This window comes from Azospirillum sp. ST 5-10, from assembly GCF_051225715.1.
In the GTDB taxonomy this organism is placed as follows: Bacteria; Pseudomonadota; Alphaproteobacteria; order Azospirillales; family Azospirillaceae; genus Azospirillum.
The window spans coordinates 1-15639 of the sequence record NZ_JBPJSP010000056.1 but is presented as its reverse complement, the minus strand read 5'-3'; the positions used below and the strand labels follow the sequence as shown (position 1 = coordinate 15639).

Here is a 15639-nt window from a genome sequence, read left to right as displayed (position 1 = left end):
TCGATCTTCGCCGGCTGGTACTACTGGATCGGCAAGATGTCGGGCCGCCAGTATCCGGAGTTCTGGGGCAAGGTGCATTTCTGGCTGACCTTCGTGGGCGCCAACCTGACCTTCTTCCCGCAGCACTTCCTGGGCACCGCCGGGATGCCGCGCCGCATCCCCGACTATCCCGACATGTTCGCGGGCTGGAACATGGTGTCGTCCTGGGGATCCTACATCGCCTTCACCGGGCACATCGTCTTCATCGGCCTGGCGATCTACACCCTGACCCGGGGCCGGCGGGTGGGCGCCAACTACTGGGGCCAGGGCGCCACCACCCTGGAATGGACGCTGAGTTCGCCGCCGCCGTTCCACCAGTTCGAGCGGCTGCCGACGGTGAAGTGATACCCCCGAGCCGAAGCCGCGACACACGGCCGCCCCACCCCGACCCTCCCCCGCCGTGCGGGGGAGGGAGTCGGCTGGTCCGCCCGACGGCGTGAGCGATACTGCCGTCGGCGCCCGGGGGCGGGGGCGGGGGCGGGGGCGGACGAGGCCGGCGCGCCCTCAGAAGGAGGAGCCGGGCTCCTTCAGGAACGCCTCCTCCTCCGGCGTGGAGGCACGGCCGAGGGCGGCGTTGCGATGGGGGAAGCGGCCGAAGCGCTCGATGACCCGCAGGTGGCGCTCGGCGAAATCGACGGGCACCGCCTCGCCGACCCGCTCCCGGTACAGGGTCACGGACAGGCGCTGGTCGTCGAGATCCTCGCTGTGCTCGAACGGCAGGTAGAGGAACAGCCGCTCGTCGGTGTTGCACTCCAGGTCGTAGCCCTGCTGCAGGACGTGGCGGGCGACGGCGCGCGCCTTGGCGTCGGTGGCGAAGGCCCGGGCGTCGCCGCGGAAGACGTTGCGCGGCACTTGGTCCAGCAGCACGCAGAGTGCCAAGCAGCCGTCGACGTCCTCGATCCAGTGGTCGAAGGCGCCGGCCGCCGCACGTTCGTACGGCTCCAGCAACGAATCGCGCACCGCCCGGTCGAAGCTGTCCGAACGCTTGAACCAGTACGGCTTGGTGGCGTCGTCGAACCAGAAGTCGACGATCTCGTCGATCAGCGTGTCCACCATCCTCTCCTCCCCGCCCCGCCGCACGCCGCCGAAAAAAGAACAGGGCGCCCGGGGGCGCCCTGTCCAGAGAAAACGCACGCGGACCGCAGCCCTCAGTGATGGACGGTGCTCCAAAGCTGGCGCTTGGCCGCGTACATCAGGCCGGCGAAGACGATCAGGAACAGGATCACCTTCACGCCCGTCTGCTTGCGGGTGTCCATGTGCGGCTCGGCCACGAAGGTCAGGAAGGTCGCCACGTCGTGGGCCTGCTGCTGCACCGTCGCCGCCGTGCCGTCGGCGTAGGTCACGCCGTCAGGCATCAGGATGTTGGGCATGCCCACCTGATGGCCGGGGAAGTACTCGTTGTAGTACATGCCGTCCATCAGCGTCACGCCTTCCGGCGGCGTGTCGTGGAAGCCGGTGAGGAAGGCGTAGAGGTAGTCCTCGCCGCCGACGCGGGCCTTGGCGATCAGCGACAGGTCCGGCGGCAGGGCGCCGTTGTTGGACGCGCGCGCGGCCTGGTCGTTGGGGAACGGGCTGGGGAAGCGATCGGCCGGAATGCCCGGACGATCGAACATCTCACCGGCGTCGTTCGGCCCGGCCTGCACGGTGTAGTCGGCGGCGATCGCCTTGAGCTGGTCCTCGTCGTAGCCGATCCCGGCCAGCGTCCGGATGGGGACCAGCTTCATGGAATGGCAGGTCGAGCAGACCTGCTTGTAGACCTGGAAGCCGCGCTGCGCCGACGCCTTGTCGATGGTGCCGAAGACGCCGGAGTGGGGCCAGCTCTGCTCGGGGATGTGCACGCCTTCGGACGCCGCGGCCGTGCCGGCCAGACCGAACGCCAGAGCCGCGGAGAGGAAAGCAGTCTTCAACGCGCGCATTAGGCCTTCTCCATGGGCTTGGCGTGGGCGCCGGCGGCGACGCGGCCGCCGCCCTTCAGGACGGGTTCGCTGATGCTGGCCGGCAGCGGAAGCGGACGCTCCATCTTGCCCAGCACCGGCAGCAGGATCAGGAAGTGGAAGAAGTAGTAGGCGGTGGCGATGCGGCCGATGGTCAGCCAGATGCCTTCGGCCGGCTGCGATCCGGCGTAGCCCAGCACCAGGGCGTCGAGGACCAGCACCCAGAAGAACTGGCGGTAGATCGGCCGGAACTTGCAGCTGCGCACCTTCGAGGTGTCGAGCCAGGGCAGGACGAACAGCACGGCGATGGCGCCGAACATGGCCAGCACGCCGCCCAGCTTGTCGGGAATGGCGCGCAGGATGGCGTAGAACGGCAGGAAGTACCATTCCGGCACGATGTGCGCCGGCGTCACCAGCGGGTTCGCCGGGATGTAGTTGTCCGGATGGCCCAGGTAGTTCGGCATGAAGAAGACGAAGGCGCAGTAGAGGATCATGAAGACCACCACCGCGAACAGGTCCTTCACCGTCACGTACGGGTTGAAGGGCACGGTATCCTGCGGCCCCTTGGCGTCGATGCCCAGCGGGTTGTTGGAGCCCGAGACGTGCAGCGCCGCGGTGTGGAGGATGACCACCGCGAAGATCACGAACGGCAGCAGGAAGTGCAGCGCGAAGAAGCGGTTGAGCGTCGGGTTGTCGACCGAAAAGCCGCCCCACAGCCAGGTGACGATGGGGTCGCCGACGAGCGGAAAGGCCGAGAACAGGTTGGTGATGACGGTGGCGCCCCAGAAGCTCATCTGGCCCCACGGCAGCACGTAGCCCATGAAGGCGGTGGCCATCATCAGGAGGAGGATGACGACGCCGAGCATCCACAGGATCTCGCGCGGCGCCTTGTACGAGCCGTAGTACAGGCCGCGGAACATGTGGATGTAGACGGCGATGAAGAACATCGACGCGCCGTTGGCGTGCATGTAGCGCAGCAGCCAGCCGTAGTTGACGTCACGCATGATGCGCTCGACGGACTCGAACGCGACGTGCGTGTTGGCGGCGTACTGCATGGCCAGCACGAGGCCGGTCGCGATCATGATCACGAGCATGACACCGGCGATCGCCCCGAACGCCCAGAGATAGTTGACGTTCCGGGGCATCGGGTATTCGTTGTACTCGTGATGCATCATCGTGAAGATCGGCAGGCGGCTGTCGATCCACTTCACGACGGGATTCTTGAACGCGGAGGCGTTTCCCTGAGCCATATCTTCTGGTCTCCCGATACCGAAGGCCGCTTAGCCGAGCTTGACCGAACCGTCGCCGATGAAAGCATACGGCGGCACGGGCAGGTTGGCGGGAGCCGGACCCTTGCGGATGCGGCCGGACGAATCGTAGTGCGAGCCGTGGCACGGGCAGAACCAGCCGTCGTAGTCGCCGCGCGGGTCGGTCGGCTTCTGCCCCAGCGGCACGCAGCCGAGGTGCGTGCACACGCCGACGACGATCAGCCATTCCGCCTGCTTGACCCGGGCGCTGTCCGGCTGCGGATCGCGGAGGTCGTCGACGTTGACGTCCTTGGCCTCCTGGATCTCCTTGTCGGTGCGGTGCCGGATGAAGACCGGCTTGCCACGCCAGGTGACCGTGATCGACTGCCCGACCTGGACCGGCGAGAGGTCGACCTCGATCGAGGCCAGCGCGAGGGTGTCGGCCGCGGGATTCATGCTGTCGATGAACGGCCAGACAGCCGTCGCGACTCCGACGGCACCCACGGCACCGGTAGCGAGATAGAGGAAATCACGGCGGGAAGTCCCCTCACCGCCGGGGGCCGCAGGGACACCCGTGCCGGACGGATGCGTGGTCTCAGCCATAAGCGTCATTCTCCTCAGGACAATTCGCGGCGCGTTGTCGGCGCCGGGTGAGCGTCGGACGTTCTTAGCCTTTCTCGGCTGTTCCTTCTCCGCCGGTCCGGATAGACCCGGTCACGCCGCATCGACCGGAAAGGGGTACTCAGCCATTGTGGTGCGGTATAGCGTCGCGCTGCTCCGTTGAAAAGCCTTATCCTCCGGACAATGTGTCGCGCGCACGGCGCGTGCGCGGCCAATAAATTAGGCAACCCTAATGGATTCGGATGCGCCTCGCCCTGATCGAACCGGACATCCCGCAGAACACCGGCACGCTGATGCGCCTGTGCGCCGCGCTGGGCGTTCCCATGGACATCGTCGAGCCCTGCGGCTTCCTGCTCGACGACCGCCGCCTGCGGCGCGCCGGCATGGACTATCTCGACCATCTCGACCTGACCCGCCACAGCTCGTGGGAGGCCTACCGCCGGGCGGACGCGCCGGGCCGACTCGTGCTGCTCACGACGCACGGCGCGATCCCCTACACCGCCTTCGCGTTCCGCGTCGACGACCGGCTGATGGTGGGCAGCGAGAGCGCCGGCGCCCCCGAGGCGGTGCACGCCGCCGCCGCCGCCCGGGTGGTCATCCCGCTGCGTCCCCCGGCCCGCTCGCTGAACGTTGCCATCGCCGCGGCGATGGTGTTGGGTGAGGCCCTGCGGCAGACGGCCGCACCGCCTGGAGACCGCCGATGACCGCCACCGCCCCGACCGACGCGCGCAAAGCGCGGGCCGCCGCCTGGTTCGCCGAGCTGCGCGACCGCATCTGCGCCGCCTTCGAGGCGCTGGAGGACGAGCTGGCCGACGGTCCCCACGCCGCCCTGCCCGCCGGGCGCTTCGAGCGCAAGGCCTGGCAGCGCCCCGACCACGGCGGCGCCGAGGGCGGCGGCGGCACCATGGCGATCATGCGCGGCCGCGTGTTCGAGAAGGTGGGCGTCAACATCTCCGTGGTGCACGGCACCTTCAGCCCGGAGTTCCGCGCCAGCATCCCCGGCGCCGCCGGGGACGGCCGCTTCTGGGCGGCCGGCATCAGCCTGGTGGCGCACATGCGCTCGCCGCTGGTCCCGGCCACCCACATGAACACGCGGCACATCGCCACCACCCAGGCCTGGTTCGGCGGCGGCGCCGACCTCACCCCCACCTTTCCCGACGAGGCCGACACGCAGACCTTCCACGGCGCCCTCAAGGCGGCCTGCGACCGCCACGACCCCGGCTACTACCCCAAGTACAAGGAGTGGTGCGACCGCTACTTCTTCCTGCCCCACCGCGACGAGACCCGGGGGGTCGGCGGCATCTTCTACGACAACCTCGACAGCGGCGATTGGGAGGCCGACTTCGCCTTCACCCGCGACGTCGGGCTGGCGTTCCTGGAGGCCTATCCCGCCATCGTCCGCCGCCACATGCACGAGGCGTGGACGCCGGAGCAGCGCGAGGCCCTTCTGGTCAAGCGCGGCCGCTACGTGGAGTTCAACCTGCTGCACGACCGCGGCACCGTCTTCGGCCTGAAGACCGGTGGCAACACCGAGGCCATCCTGATGAGCCTGCCACCCGAGGTGAAGTGGCCCTGAACGGATTTCCGAACGCCGCCCGCACGGTGGTGGGCGAAGCCCGGAAGTCCCGCTCAGCCGCCGACGGTGCGGCGCTTCAGCTCGTCCAGCAGGGCCGCCCGGTCGGGCCGGAAGTCCGCGGCGATCCACCACGCCTCGACTTGGCGGAGCAGAGCCCCCATGCGCGGCCCCGGCGGCACGCCGAGCGCCATCAGGTCGCGGCCGGCGACGGGGAAGCGCAGCCCGTCCAGCTCCGCCACGGCCGCGAGCGCCGCCCGCACGGCGTCGAGCGGCAGCGGTCCGGGCGCCAGGACCGCCGCCCGGCGCACCAAGTCGCGCCGGCGGACGGGGTCGCCCAGCCGGTACAGCGCCCGGCGCCACGCCGCCGGGTCGCCGCCGGGGGGCACCGCCACCCGCGGCTCGGCCAGGTTGACGAGACGGTTGCGCTCGGCGTTGGAGAGACGCAGCCGGTCCGCCACCGCCAGCGCCGCCTCCTGCCCGCCGTCGAGGGCGGCGCCGAGGCGCAGCAGCGGGTCCGGCGGCTCGCCCAGGACGCGCTGCAGCAGCACCGCCCGGTCCAGCCGCCCGGCGCCGACCGTCGCCGGCAGCAGGTGGCCGATGATCCCGCGCCCCGCCATCAGCCGCCACACCGCCGCCGGGTCCGGCGCGGTGAGCAGGCGGAACAGCTCGCCGTGCACCCGTTCCCCCGACAGGGCCGGCAGCAGGGGCGCCAGTTCCGCCGCCGCGGCCAGCGCCTCGGCGTCCGCGGCACCGCGGCCGTAGTGGGCATGGAAGCGGAAGAAGCGGAGCAGCCGCAGCACGTCCTCGCGGATGCGCTGGCGCGCCGAGCCGACGAAGCGCACCCGCCCCGCCGCCATGTCGGCGAGCCCGCCGAACGGATCGTAGACGTCGCCGTCGGGCGTGCAGGAGAGCGCGTTCATGGTGAGGTCGCGGCGCGCCGCGTCCTCCTTCCAGTCGTCGGTGAACTCGACCCGGGCATGCCGCCCGAAGGTCTCGACGTCGCGGCGCAGGGTGGTGATCTCGTAGTGCTGCCGGTTCACGACGGCGGTCACCGTGCCGTGGGCGATGCCGGTGGGGACCGCGGTCAGCCCGGCCGCCGTCAGCGCCGCCATGACCCGGTCCGGCGGCGCGTGGGTGGCGACGTCGATGTCCTTCACCGGCCGCCCCAGCCAGGCGTCGCGCACGCAGCCGCCGACGAAACGGGCGTCGATGCCGCCGGCGCGCAGCGCGTCGAGCACGGCCCGCGTCTCCGGCGCGGTCATCCAGGGTTGCGGCGCCAGGCGGCCGGCGGGTTTCTGCATGGAAGGTCCGTGGTCGAAGTGTCCGTGGTGGCGGCACGGGGCCCGAGCGACAATAGGACGCCGGCGCCGCCGCGGCGAGAGCGTTGAACCGCCGCCGCCCGCGGCGTCCCTACTCCGCCACCGTCACCCCCTCGACCACCCGGCCGTCCTCCAGGTGGGCCGGCACGTAGCGGGCGTGCGGCGGCGCCCCTTCGGACAGCGCCCATGCCCCCAGCACCGTCGCCAGGAACGCCACCCCGCCGCCGGCCAGCCACAGCCAGGGCCAGCGCGGCGACGGCCCGCCGCGGCGCGCCTGCAGGAGGACCCAGGCGGCGTAGAGCAGCGTCGGCGCCAGCAGCGGCAGCAGGACGGTCAGCAGCAGCCTCATGGCGCGTCGCCCAGGACGTCCCGCAGATTGACCAGCATGCCGGCGGTCGCCCCCCAGATGTAGCGGTTCTCGTAGGGGAAGGCGTAGAAGAAGCGCCGGCCGCCCAGCACGTCGCGGCTGTGGCGCTGCGGGTTCGTCGGGTCGAGGATGACCGACAGCGGCACCTCGAAGGCCTCGGCCACCTCGGTGGGGTCGGGTTGCAGGCTGAACGGCGGGTGCACCAGGCCGACCACCGGCGTCACCCGGAAGCCGGTGCGGGTGACGTAGGTGTCGAGCCGGCCGACGACCTCGACGTGGCCGCGGTCGAGGCCGATCTCCTCCTCGGTCTCGCGCAGCGCCGTCTCCTCGGGCGTGCGGTCATAGGCCTCGCGGCGGCCGCCGGGGAAGCTGATCTGCCCGGCGTGCGCCGTCAGGTGCGCGGTGCGCTGGGTGAACAGCACCGTGACGCCGCCCTCGCGGTCGATCAGCGGGACGAGCACGGCCGCCTCGCGCAGGCGGTCGGGCGGCGGGCCGTAGGCCGGGTTGAGGTCGTGGTCGCCGCGGATCTTGCCGGGCTGCCGCGATGCCGCGGCGCTGCCCGGAAACCGGCGGCGGACGTCGTCCGGCGTCACTCGCCGGGCCACCGGCCCAGCGTGAAGAACGCGCCCCTGCTCCATAGCCCGACCTCGTCCTCCCCGGACCGCAGGTTCGGCACGCACCGCTCGACCAGCTCGTAGTACACGGGCCGGGCGATGCGCGCCTCCAACCGGTTTCTTATCGCGATGTACGGCACCGGCTCGCCGGTCTCCGGATTCTCCGCCAGCCGGATCGGATGGTCCGGTCCGGCCTCCACCCAGTCGTCGAGGTTCGTCCGGAAGGCCAGCACCTGCTCCTCGCCCTCCCCGCGCGCCGTCATCTCGACGGCGACGAAGGGGACGTCGTCGACGGCGATGCGCCCGCGCTCCACCGGCGTCACCAGCCAGTAGTCGCCGGCGTCGTCGCGCCGCAGCACGCTGGCGAAGAGCTTGACCAGCTCGGGACGGCGGATCGGCCCGCCCTCGTGGTACCAGGTGCCGTCGCGGGCGATGCGGATGCCGAACCGCTCCTCCGGCGGATGGGCGGGGGCCCCGTTCGGCCCGGCGGCCGAGGCTCCATGGCCCGGCGGCGGTTCCGTCGCGTCCCCCCGCTTGTTTTCGGCCCCGGCGGTGCCGACTTTGTTCATCGCGAGCCTGCGCAGCCAAATTTCGCCATACTCGTCACATAGGTCTGCGATCGCCGAATGTGAACTGGGAGACACGTCTTGAGCGCAACGAACGCCCTGCCCGCGTCGGCCGGCCCCGAGAACCCGCAGCAGCTCCTGGCCGAGGTCGAGACGCTGGGTGCCCGGCTGTCCATGGTGCGCGACCGCATCGGCCGTGTCATCTTCGGCCAGCACGAGGTGGTCGAGCTGACGCTGGTCACCCTGCTGGCGGGCGGCCACGTGCTGCTGATCGGCGTCCCCGGCCTCGCCAAGACGCGTCTGGTCGAGACCCTGGGCACCGTGCTCGGCCTGGAGGAGAAGCGCATCCAGTGCACGCCGGACCTGATGCCGGCCGACATCCTCGGGTCCGAGGTGCTCGAGGAGGCGGAGGGGGGACGGCGGTCGTTCCGCTTCATTCCCGGCCCGGTGTTCAGCCAGCTCCTGATGGCCGACGAGATCAACCGCGCCAGCCCGCGCACCCAGTCGGCGCTGCTGCAGGCGATGCAGGAGCGCCGGGTGTCCGTCGCCGGCCAGTACCACCCGCTGCCCGCCCCCTTCCACGTGCTGGCGACCCAGAACCCGCTGGAACAGGAGGGCACCTACCCGCTGCCCGAGGCCCAGCTCGACCGCTTCCTGATGCAGGTCGACGTCACCTATCCCGACCGCGACGCCGAGCGCCGCATGGTCGTCGCCACCACCGGCGTCGAGGAGGAGCGCGCCGTCACCGTGCTCACCCCCGCCGATCTGCAGGCGGCGCAGCGGCTGGTGCGCCGCGTGCCCGTCGGCGAGAGCGTGGTCGAGGGCATCCTCGACCTGGTGCGCGCCGGCCGGCCTGAGACCTCCGAGGTCGCCGAGGTCACCCGCCACGTCGCCTGGGGCCCCGGCCCGCGCGCCTCCCAGGCGCTGATGCTGGCGGCCCGCGCCCGCGCCGTGCTGGACGGCCGCCTGTCGCCGTCGCTGGACGACGTGGTGGCGCTGGCCAAGCCGGTGCTGCGCCACCGCATGGCGCTGAACTTCGCGGCGCGGGCCGACGGCGTGACCCTGGACGCGCTCATCGACCGCCTGTGCGAACCGCTGACCTGAGGCCGCGCATGGCACCGTCCCCCTCCCTCGGCGCCGACGCCCTGCGCGCGCAGCAGCGGGCGGAGACGCTGGCGGCCCGCCTGCCGCCCCTGCTGGTCCAGGCGGAGCGCGTCGCCGCAACGGTGGCGCAGGGGGTGCACGGGCGGCGGCGCGTCGGCCTGGGCGAGACCTTCTGGCAGTTCCGCCGGTACATGGCGGGCGACGCCCCGCAGATGATCGACTGGCGGCAGTCGGCCAAGACCCAGCCGGTGTACGTCCGCGAGAACGAATGGGAGGCGGCGCAGACGGTCTGGCTGTGGCACGACCGCTCCCCGTCCATGGGCTACCGCTCCGCCGCCTCGCTGCCCACCAAGCGCGAGCGCGCCGAGCTGCTGCTGCTGGCGCTCACCGTGCTGCTGGTGCGCGGCGGCGAGCGGGTGGCGCTGCTCAACACCGGCCAGCGGCCCGACCACGGCCGGGGCGCGCTCAACCGGCTGGCCGCCCGCCTCGCCGACCCGCGGTCCTGGCCGGACGAGGCGGCGACCGGGCTGCCGCGCGTCGAGCCGCTGCCGCGTCACGCCCAGGTGGTGCTGTTCGGCGACCTGCTGTCGCCGCTCGACGAGATCCACGCCGCCGTCGCCGGCCTCACCGGGCGCGGCGTGCGCGGCCATCTCGTGCAGATCCTCGACCCGGCGGAGGAGACGCTGCCGTTCGCCGGCCGCGTCGAGTTCGAAGGGCTGGAGGGCGAGGAGGAACTGCTGGTGCCGCGCGTCGAGGCGGTGCGCGAGGCCTATCTCGGGCGTCTGTCCGCCCACCGTGATGGGCTGGCCGCGCTGGCGCGGGCCGCCGGCTGGACCTTCGCCGTCCATCGCACCGATCATCCGCCGCCGGCCGCGCTCCTGTCGCTGTGGGGCACGCTGGCGCAGGCGCCCGTTTAGCCGCGGCTGTCCCGCGGGTTTGAGAGAACGTCGAGCATGCTGGGTTTCGGGTCCCTCGCCTTCGCCGCTCCCTGGGTGCTCGCCGCCCTGGTCGCGCTGCCGGTGCTGTGGTGGCTGCTGCGGGTCACGCCGCCGGCGCCGCGGGTCGTGCGTTTTCCCGCCATCCGCCTGCTGCGCGACCTGGCGGCGCGCGAGGAGACGCCGGCCCGCACGCCCTGGTGGCTGCTGCTGCTGCGCCTGCTGGTCGCCGGCCTGATCATCCTGGCACTGGCCGGGCCGCTGCTCAACCCGCGCGCCGCCCTGCCCGGCAACGGGCCGCTGCTGCTGCTGGTCGACAACGGCTGGGCGGCGGCGCGCGACTGGCCGGCGCGGCGCGAGGCCCTGGAAGGGCTGGTGACCCAGGCGGAGCGGCAGGGCCGGCCGGTGGTCGTGCTGGCCACGGCGCCCGGCCCCGGCGGCAGCGCCCCGGTGGCGGCCACCGCGGCGCTGCCGGCGGTCGAGGCGCGGCGCACCGTGCAGGCGCTGGAACCGCAGCCCTGGCCGACCGACCGGACGGCGGCGCTGGCGGCGGTGCGCGGGCTGTCCTTCGACGGCACCGCCCACACCGTGTGGCTGAGCGACGGCCTCGCCGGCCGCGAGGGAGACCGGCTCGACCGCGAGCTCGCCCAGGCGCTGCAGCGTCTGGGCAGCGTCGAGGTGCGCGACGACGCGGCGGCGCGCCCGCCGCACCTGCTGCTGCCGCCCGCCTCCGAGGGGAGCGCCCTGGTGGCCGGCGTCGTCCGCGCCGACGCCCGGGCCCCGGCGGCCGTCACGGTGCGCATGGCCGCCGCCGACGGCCGCCTGCTGCACCGGGAGAGCGTCGCCTTCGAGCCGGGCCAGACGCGCGGCGAGGTCCGCTTCGAGGTGCCGACCGAGCTGCGCAACGAGGCGGCGTCCCTGCGCATCGAGAACGAGACGACGGCGGCCGCCACGGTGCTGCTCGACGAGCGTTGGCGCCGCCGCCCGGTCGGCCTGGTGTCCGGCCGCTCCGAGGGCGAGAACCAGCCCCTGCTGTCCGACCTGCACTACCTGTCGCGCGCCCTGGAGCCCTACAACGAGGTGCGCCGGGGCGAGACGCTGGAGCTGCTGAAGCGCGACCTCGCGGTGCTGATCCTCTCCGACGTCGGCGCCCTCACCGATTCCGAGGCGCAGGCGCTGGAGACGTGGATCGGCCAGGGCGGCGTCCTGGTGCGCTTCGCCGGGCCGCGGCTGGCCCGCAACGCCGACCGGCTGGTGCCGGTCCGCCTGCGCCTGGGCGACCGGGCGCTCGGCGGCGCCCTGTCCTGGTCGGAGCCGGCGCGCCTCCAGCCCTTCCCCGAGAAGAGCCCGTTCTACGGCCTCGCCGTCCCCGACGACGTGGTGGTGCGCCGGCAGGTGCTGGCCGAGCCGTCGCTCGACCTCGCCGACCGCACCTGGGCGCGGCTGGCCGACGGCACGCCGCTGGTCACCGCCGCCAAGGCCGGCGACGGCTGGGTGGTGCTGGTCCACACCACCGCCAGCCCCGACTGGTCCGACCTGTCGCTGTCCGGGCTCTTCGTCGACATGCTGCGCCGCGTCGTCTCCCTGAGCGAGGGGGTGGCCGGCGCCGGTCCCGGCGGCAGCCTGGAGCCGCAGGAGGTGCTGGACGGCTTCGGGCGGCTGGCGCCGCCGCCGCCGACCGCCTTCCCGCTGGACGCCGAGACCTTCGGGCCCGACGCCATCGGCCCGCGCCACCCGCCCGGCTTCTACGGGCGCGAGGACTCCCGCGTCGCCCTCAACCTCACCGCGGCGGTGACCCGCATCGCCCCGCTCGGCGCCCTTCCCGCCGGGGTCGCCCGCGGCGACCTGGGCGCCCGCGGCGAGGTGGCGCTGAAGCCGCCGCTGCTCGCCGCGGCGCTGGCGCTCGGCATCCTCGACCTGCTGATCGCGCTCGCCCTGCGCGGGCTGCTCGGCCGCTGGGCCCGGCCGCGCCGGGCCGCCCGCGCGGCGGCTGTCCTGCTGCTGGCGGGGGCGGCGCTGGCGGCGGCGCCGCGGCCGGCGGCGGCGCTCGACGCGGAGCGGGCGGTCAAGGCGACGGAGGAGACCTGGCTCGCCCACGTGCGCACCGGCGACAGCACCGTCGACGGCGTCGCCCGCGCCGGCCTCGAAGGTCTGTCGGAGGTGCTGAACCGGCGCACCGCGGCGGAGACGGCCGGGGCCATGGCGGTCGACGTGGAGACGGACGAGCTGTCCTTCTTCCCGCTTCTGTACTGGCCGGTGACCGCCAGCCAGCCCTCGCTGTCCGACGCGGCCAGGACCAAGGTCAACGAGTATCTGCGCAACGGCGGCGTCATCCTGTTCGACACCCGCGACCAGTCGCGCGCCCTGCTGCCCGGGGCCGGTCCGGGGTCTGAGGCGCTGCGCCGCCTCGCCGACGGGCTCGACATCCCCGCCCTGGCCCCGGTGCCGCCCGACCACGTGCTGACCAAGTCCTTCTATCTCCTGCAGGATTTCCCCGGCCGCTACGCCGGCGGCGACGTCTGGGTCGAGGCCCGCGAGGGCCGGCTCAACGACGGCGTCTCCGCGGTCGTCATCGGCGCCAACGACTGGGCGGCCGCCTGGGCGGTCGAGCCGACGACGGGGCAGCCCCTCTACCCCGTCGTCCCCGGCGGCGAGCGCCAGCGCGAGATGGCCTACCGCTTCGGCGTCAACCTCGTGATGTACGCCCTGACCGGCAACTACAAGGCCGACCAGGTGCACGTGCCCGCCATCCTGGAAAGGCTCGGCCAATAATGACCGGCGGTTTCGTCGACGCCACCTCGATCGCCCTCGACCCGCTGCTGCCGTGGGCGGTGCTGGCCGTCCTGTTCGGCGCGGCGGCGCTGGTCCTGCTGCTCGGCCTGGTGCGCCGCGCCCGCGGCGTGGCCTGGCGCATCCTTGCCTTCGCCGTGCTGGCGCTGGCGCTCCTCAACCCCTCGCTGGTGCACGAGGAGCGCGAGCCGATCAAGGACGTGGCGGTGGTCGTGGTCGACGAATCGCCCAGCCAGAACATCGGCGACCGCAAGGCGCGGGCGGAGCGGGCGCTGGCCGACCTGACGGCGCGGCTGGAGCGCTTCGACGACCTGGAGGTGCGGGTGGTGCGCGCCGGCCACGGCTCGGGCGGCGGCGAGGCCATCAACGAGACGCGCCTGTTCGAGGCGCTGAGCAACGCCACCGCCGACGTGCCGCGCCGCCGCCTCGCCGGCGCCGTGCTGATCACCGACGGGCAGGTCCACGACGTGCCGGAGAACGTCGCCAAACTGGCCGGCGGCGGCCCCGTCCACACCCTGCTGACGGGCGAGCGCGAGGAGGGCGACCGCCGCCTCGCCATCGTCCAGGCGCCCAGCTACGGCATCGTCGGCAAGCCGGTGGAGCTGACCATCCGGGTCGACGACCTGCCCGGCCGCCAGTCGACCACCGCCGCCCTCACCCTGCGCCAGGACGGCGGCACGCCGCGGGTGCTGCAGGTGCCGGTGGGGCGCGACGTCCACCTGGAGCTGCCGATCGACCATGGCGGCCAGAACGTGCTGGAGCTGGACGTGGAGGCGGCGCGCCAGGAGCTGACCATGGCCAACAACCGCGCCGCCGTCGTCGTCAACGGCGTGCGCGACCGGCTGCGGGTGCTGCTGGTGTCGGGCGAGCCGCACGCCGGCGAGCGGACCTGGCGCAACCTCCTCAAGGCCGACCCCTCGGTCGACCTCGTCCATTTCACCATCCTGCGCCCGCCGGAGAAGCAGGACGGCACGCCGATCCGCGAGCTGTCCCTGATCGCCTTCCCGATCCGCGAGCTGTTCGAGATCAAGCTCGACGAGTTCGACCTGATCATCTTCGACCGCTACCGCCGGCGCGGCGTGCTGCCGCAGATGTACCTGGAGAACATCGCCCGCTACGTGCAGCAGGGCGGCGCGCTGCTGGAATCGAGCGGCCAGGGCTTCTCCTCGCCGCTGTCGCTCTACCGCACGCCGCTGGGCGAGGTGCTGCCGGCCGAGCCGACCGGGCAGGACATCGACCGCCCGTTCAAGCCGACGGTGACGGAGCTGGGCCACCGCCACCCGGTGACGGCCGAGCTGCCGGGCGACCGCGCCGAGGGCGAACCGGAGTGGGGCCGCTGGTTCCACCAGGTGGAGGTGCGGCCCAACGGCGGCTCGGTGGTGATGGAGGGGGCCGAGGGGCGGCCGCTGCTGATCCTCAACCGGGTCGGCGAGGGCCGGGTGGCGCAGCTCACCTCCGACCAGATCTGGCTGTGGAGCCGCGGCTTCGAAGGCGGCGGCCCGCAGGCCGAGCTGCTCCGCCGCCTCGCCCACTGGCTGATGAAGGAGCCGGAGCTCGAGGAGAACGACCTGCGCACCCACGTCGACGGCAACCGCATCACGGTGGAGCGCCGCTCGCTGGAGCCGGACCCCCGCTCGGTCACCCTGACGACGCCGTCGGACGAGACGAGCACCCTGGAGATGCGGGCCGAGCCCGGCGGCCGCACCGTGGCGACGGTGGTCGCCGCCGAGCCCGGCATCTACCGCGTCACCGACGGCGAGCGCACGGCGCTGGCGGTGGTCGGCGCCGTCAACCCGCCGGAGCTGGCCGACCTGCGCACCACCGGCGAGCGCCTGGCCGCGGCGGCGGAGGCGACCGGCGGCGGCATCCACTGGATCGCCGACCAGGGTGACGACGGCATCCCGGTGCGCCGCACCCGCCCCGACCGCGACCAGTCCGGCGACGACTGGATCGGCCTGCGCGCCAACGGCGACTACGTGGTCAAGGGGGTGAGCGACGTGCCCCTGCTGCCGGTCGCCGCCGTGCTGGCGCTGGCGCTCGCCACCCTGCTGTTCGCCTGGCGCCGCGAGGGGCGCTGAGCACACCCATCGGAGTGTTGCAGCGGGCCGGGAATGCCGATATGTTTCCGGCCCTTGCGCGGATTGGGGCGTAGCCAAGCGGTAAGGCAGCGGTTTTTGGTACCGCCATTCCCTGGTTCGAATCCAGGCGCCCCAACCATTCCCAGCCGCATCCCAGCCGAATCCAGGGGTTTCGGGCCTTGATCCACCGGCATCGTGCCCGGCGGACGGGGGGCACGCCCTTTTGTTACACCGGCTGTAGCACCGGGCGTGACACGGGAGGGTGACCGCTCCGCCGCCGTCTTCGACGCGGACCGATTCATGGCTTGCACCACCCATGTCTTCCGTCGCGGACCCACGCTCTGGTGGCGCCGACGCGTCCCCATGGACGTAAGAGCGCCTAACCGAACCGGGATCGGGCAGTTGAGGGGGGAATGGCAGCCCCTCTTGTCTCCGACGCCCTGTGGGCG

Annotated in this window: 15 protein-coding genes and 1 tRNA gene; 8 read left to right on the top strand and 8 right to left on the bottom strand. The window is 72.8% G+C overall.

The genetic code is table 11. The features are described 5' to 3' along the window. A partial coding sequence (locus ACSBPG_RS31295) for a cbb3-type cytochrome c oxidase subunit I (protein ID WP_435541178.1) occupies positions 1–384 on the top strand: 384 nt, incomplete at its 5' end. A gap of 159 nt (positions 385–543) precedes the next feature. On the opposite strand, the gene ACSBPG_RS31290 is transcribed toward ACSBPG_RS31295, so the two are convergent. The 4 genes from ACSBPG_RS31290 to petA form a co-directional block, all read right to left on the bottom strand. Beyond that, entirely contained in the window at positions 544–1095 is a 552-nt protein-coding gene (locus tag ACSBPG_RS31290; protein WP_435541177.1) for a DUF924 family protein, read from the bottom strand. A 92-nt stretch (positions 1096–1187) separates the two neighbouring features. After that, a complete protein-coding gene (locus ACSBPG_RS31285) occupies positions 1188–1955 on the bottom strand; it encodes a cytochrome c1 (protein ID WP_435541176.1) in 768 nt (255 codons plus the stop codon). Beyond that, the gene (locus ACSBPG_RS31280; RefSeq protein ID WP_435541175.1) at positions 1955–3223 is read right to left on the bottom strand and encodes a cytochrome b; all 1269 of its coding nucleotides are present in this window, start codon (positions 3221–3223) and stop codon (positions 1955–1957) included. The genes ACSBPG_RS31285 and ACSBPG_RS31280 overlap by 1 nt, the downstream gene beginning before the upstream one ends. Positions 3224–3253: 30 nt before the next feature. Then, positions 3254–3823: a ubiquinol-cytochrome c reductase iron-sulfur subunit gene (gene petA / locus ACSBPG_RS31275; RefSeq protein WP_435541174.1), complete on the bottom strand. Its 570-nt coding sequence runs from the start codon at positions 3821–3823 to the stop codon at positions 3254–3256. A gap of 260 nt (positions 3824–4083) precedes the next feature. On the opposite strand from petA, the gene ACSBPG_RS31270 reads away from it, so the two are divergent. Next, on the top strand, positions 4084–4545 hold the full coding sequence (locus ACSBPG_RS31270) for a tRNA (cytidine(34)-2'-O)-methyltransferase (protein ID WP_435541173.1): 462 nt from the start codon (positions 4084–4086) through the stop codon (positions 4543–4545). Beyond that, complete coding sequence (gene hemF / locus ACSBPG_RS31265) at positions 4542–5417, top strand: oxygen-dependent coproporphyrinogen oxidase (RefSeq protein WP_435541172.1); 876 nt, start codon at positions 4542–4544, stop codon at positions 5415–5417. The genes ACSBPG_RS31270 and hemF overlap by 4 nt, the downstream gene beginning before the upstream one ends. 53 nt (positions 5418–5470) lie before the next feature. Here the strand turns inward: hemF and ACSBPG_RS31260 are convergent, their stop codons facing one another. From ACSBPG_RS31260 to ACSBPG_RS31245, 4 genes are all read right to left on the bottom strand, one after another. Beyond that, on the bottom strand, positions 5471–6718 hold the full coding sequence (locus ACSBPG_RS31260; RefSeq protein ID WP_435541171.1) for a CCA tRNA nucleotidyltransferase: 1248 nt from the start codon (positions 6716–6718) through the stop codon (positions 5471–5473). A 109-nt stretch (positions 6719–6827) separates the two neighbouring features. After that, a complete protein-coding gene (locus tag ACSBPG_RS31255) occupies positions 6828–7085 on the bottom strand; it encodes a DUF6111 family protein (protein WP_435541170.1) in 258 nt (85 codons plus the stop codon). Next, on the bottom strand, positions 7082–7696 hold the full coding sequence (locus tag ACSBPG_RS31250; RefSeq protein WP_435541169.1) for a CoA pyrophosphatase: 615 nt from the start codon (positions 7694–7696) through the stop codon (positions 7082–7084). Before ACSBPG_RS31250 ends, ACSBPG_RS31255 begins: the two co-directional genes overlap by 4 nt. After that, positions 7693–8286, bottom strand: a complete 594-nt coding sequence (locus tag ACSBPG_RS31245; protein WP_435541168.1) for a DUF1285 domain-containing protein — start codon at positions 8284–8286, stop codon at positions 7693–7695. The genes ACSBPG_RS31250 and ACSBPG_RS31245 overlap by 4 nt, the downstream gene beginning before the upstream one ends. Positions 8287–8457: 171 nt before the next feature. Here ACSBPG_RS31245 and ACSBPG_RS31240 point away from each other — a divergent pair, with 171 nt between their 5' ends. From ACSBPG_RS31240 to ACSBPG_RS31220, 5 genes are all read left to right on the top strand, one after another. Continuing rightward, positions 8458–9387, top strand: coding sequence for an AAA family ATPase (locus ACSBPG_RS31240; RefSeq protein ID WP_435541179.1), 930 nt, complete (start codon positions 8458–8460; stop codon positions 9385–9387). A gap of 8 nt (positions 9388–9395) precedes the next feature. Next, positions 9396–10304 (top strand): DUF58 domain-containing protein, encoded by a 909-nt coding sequence (locus ACSBPG_RS31235; protein ID WP_435541167.1) that lies wholly within the window; start codon positions 9396–9398, stop codon positions 10302–10304. Positions 10305–10340: 36 nt separating this feature from the next. Further along, positions 10341–13094, top strand: coding sequence for a DUF4159 domain-containing protein (locus ACSBPG_RS31230; RefSeq protein ID WP_435541166.1), 2754 nt, complete (start codon positions 10341–10343; stop codon positions 13092–13094). Further along, entirely contained in the window at positions 13094–15190 is a 2097-nt protein-coding gene (locus ACSBPG_RS31225) for a hypothetical protein (RefSeq protein WP_435541165.1), read from the top strand. The genes ACSBPG_RS31230 and ACSBPG_RS31225 overlap by 1 nt, the downstream gene beginning before the upstream one ends. 64 nt (positions 15191–15254) lie before the next feature. Continuing rightward, positions 15255–15329 (top strand) — tRNA-Gln (locus ACSBPG_RS31220). The last annotated feature ends 310 nt before the right edge of the window (positions 15330–15639 follow it).

Coding starts and splice junctions, on each gene's coding strand:
- ACSBPG_RS31290 (WP_435541177.1), bottom strand. CDS start 1,095: ATGGTGGACACGCTGATCGACGAGATCGTCGACTTCTGGTTCGACGAC.
- ACSBPG_RS31260 (WP_435541171.1), bottom strand. CDS start 6,718: ATGCAGAAACCCGCCGGCCGCCTGGCGCCGCAACCCTGGATGACCGCG.
- ACSBPG_RS31240 (WP_435541179.1), top strand. CDS start 8,458: ATGGTGCGCGACCGCATCGGCCGTGTCATCTTCGGCCAGCACGAGGTG.
- ACSBPG_RS31270 (WP_435541173.1), top strand. CDS start 4,084: ATGCGCCTCGCCCTGATCGAACCGGACATCCCGCAGAACACCGGCACG.
- ACSBPG_RS31255 (WP_435541170.1), bottom strand. CDS start 7,085: ATGAGGCTGCTGCTGACCGTCCTGCTGCCGCTGCTGGCGCCGACGCTG.
- hemF (WP_435541172.1), top strand. CDS start 4,542: ATGACCGCCACCGCCCCGACCGACGCGCGCAAAGCGCGGGCCGCCGCC.
- ACSBPG_RS31225 (WP_435541165.1), top strand. CDS start 13,094: ATGACCGGCGGTTTCGTCGACGCCACCTCGATCGCCCTCGACCCGCTG.
- ACSBPG_RS31285 (WP_435541176.1), bottom strand. CDS start 1,955: ATGCGCGCGTTGAAGACTGCTTTCCTCTCCGCGGCTCTGGCGTTCGGT.
- ACSBPG_RS31280 (WP_435541175.1), bottom strand. CDS start 3,223: ATGGCTCAGGGAAACGCCTCCGCGTTCAAGAATCCCGTCGTGAAGTGG.
- ACSBPG_RS31230 (WP_435541166.1), top strand. CDS start 10,341: ATGCTGGGTTTCGGGTCCCTCGCCTTCGCCGCTCCCTGGGTGCTCGCC.
- ACSBPG_RS31235 (WP_435541167.1), top strand. CDS start 9,396: ATGGCACCGTCCCCCTCCCTCGGCGCCGACGCCCTGCGCGCGCAGCAG.
- petA (WP_435541174.1), bottom strand. CDS start 3,823: ATGGCTGAGACCACGCATCCGTCCGGCACGGGTGTCCCTGCGGCCCCC.
- ACSBPG_RS31245 (WP_435541168.1), bottom strand. CDS start 8,286: ATGAACAAAGTCGGCACCGCCGGGGCCGAAAACAAGCGGGGGGACGCG.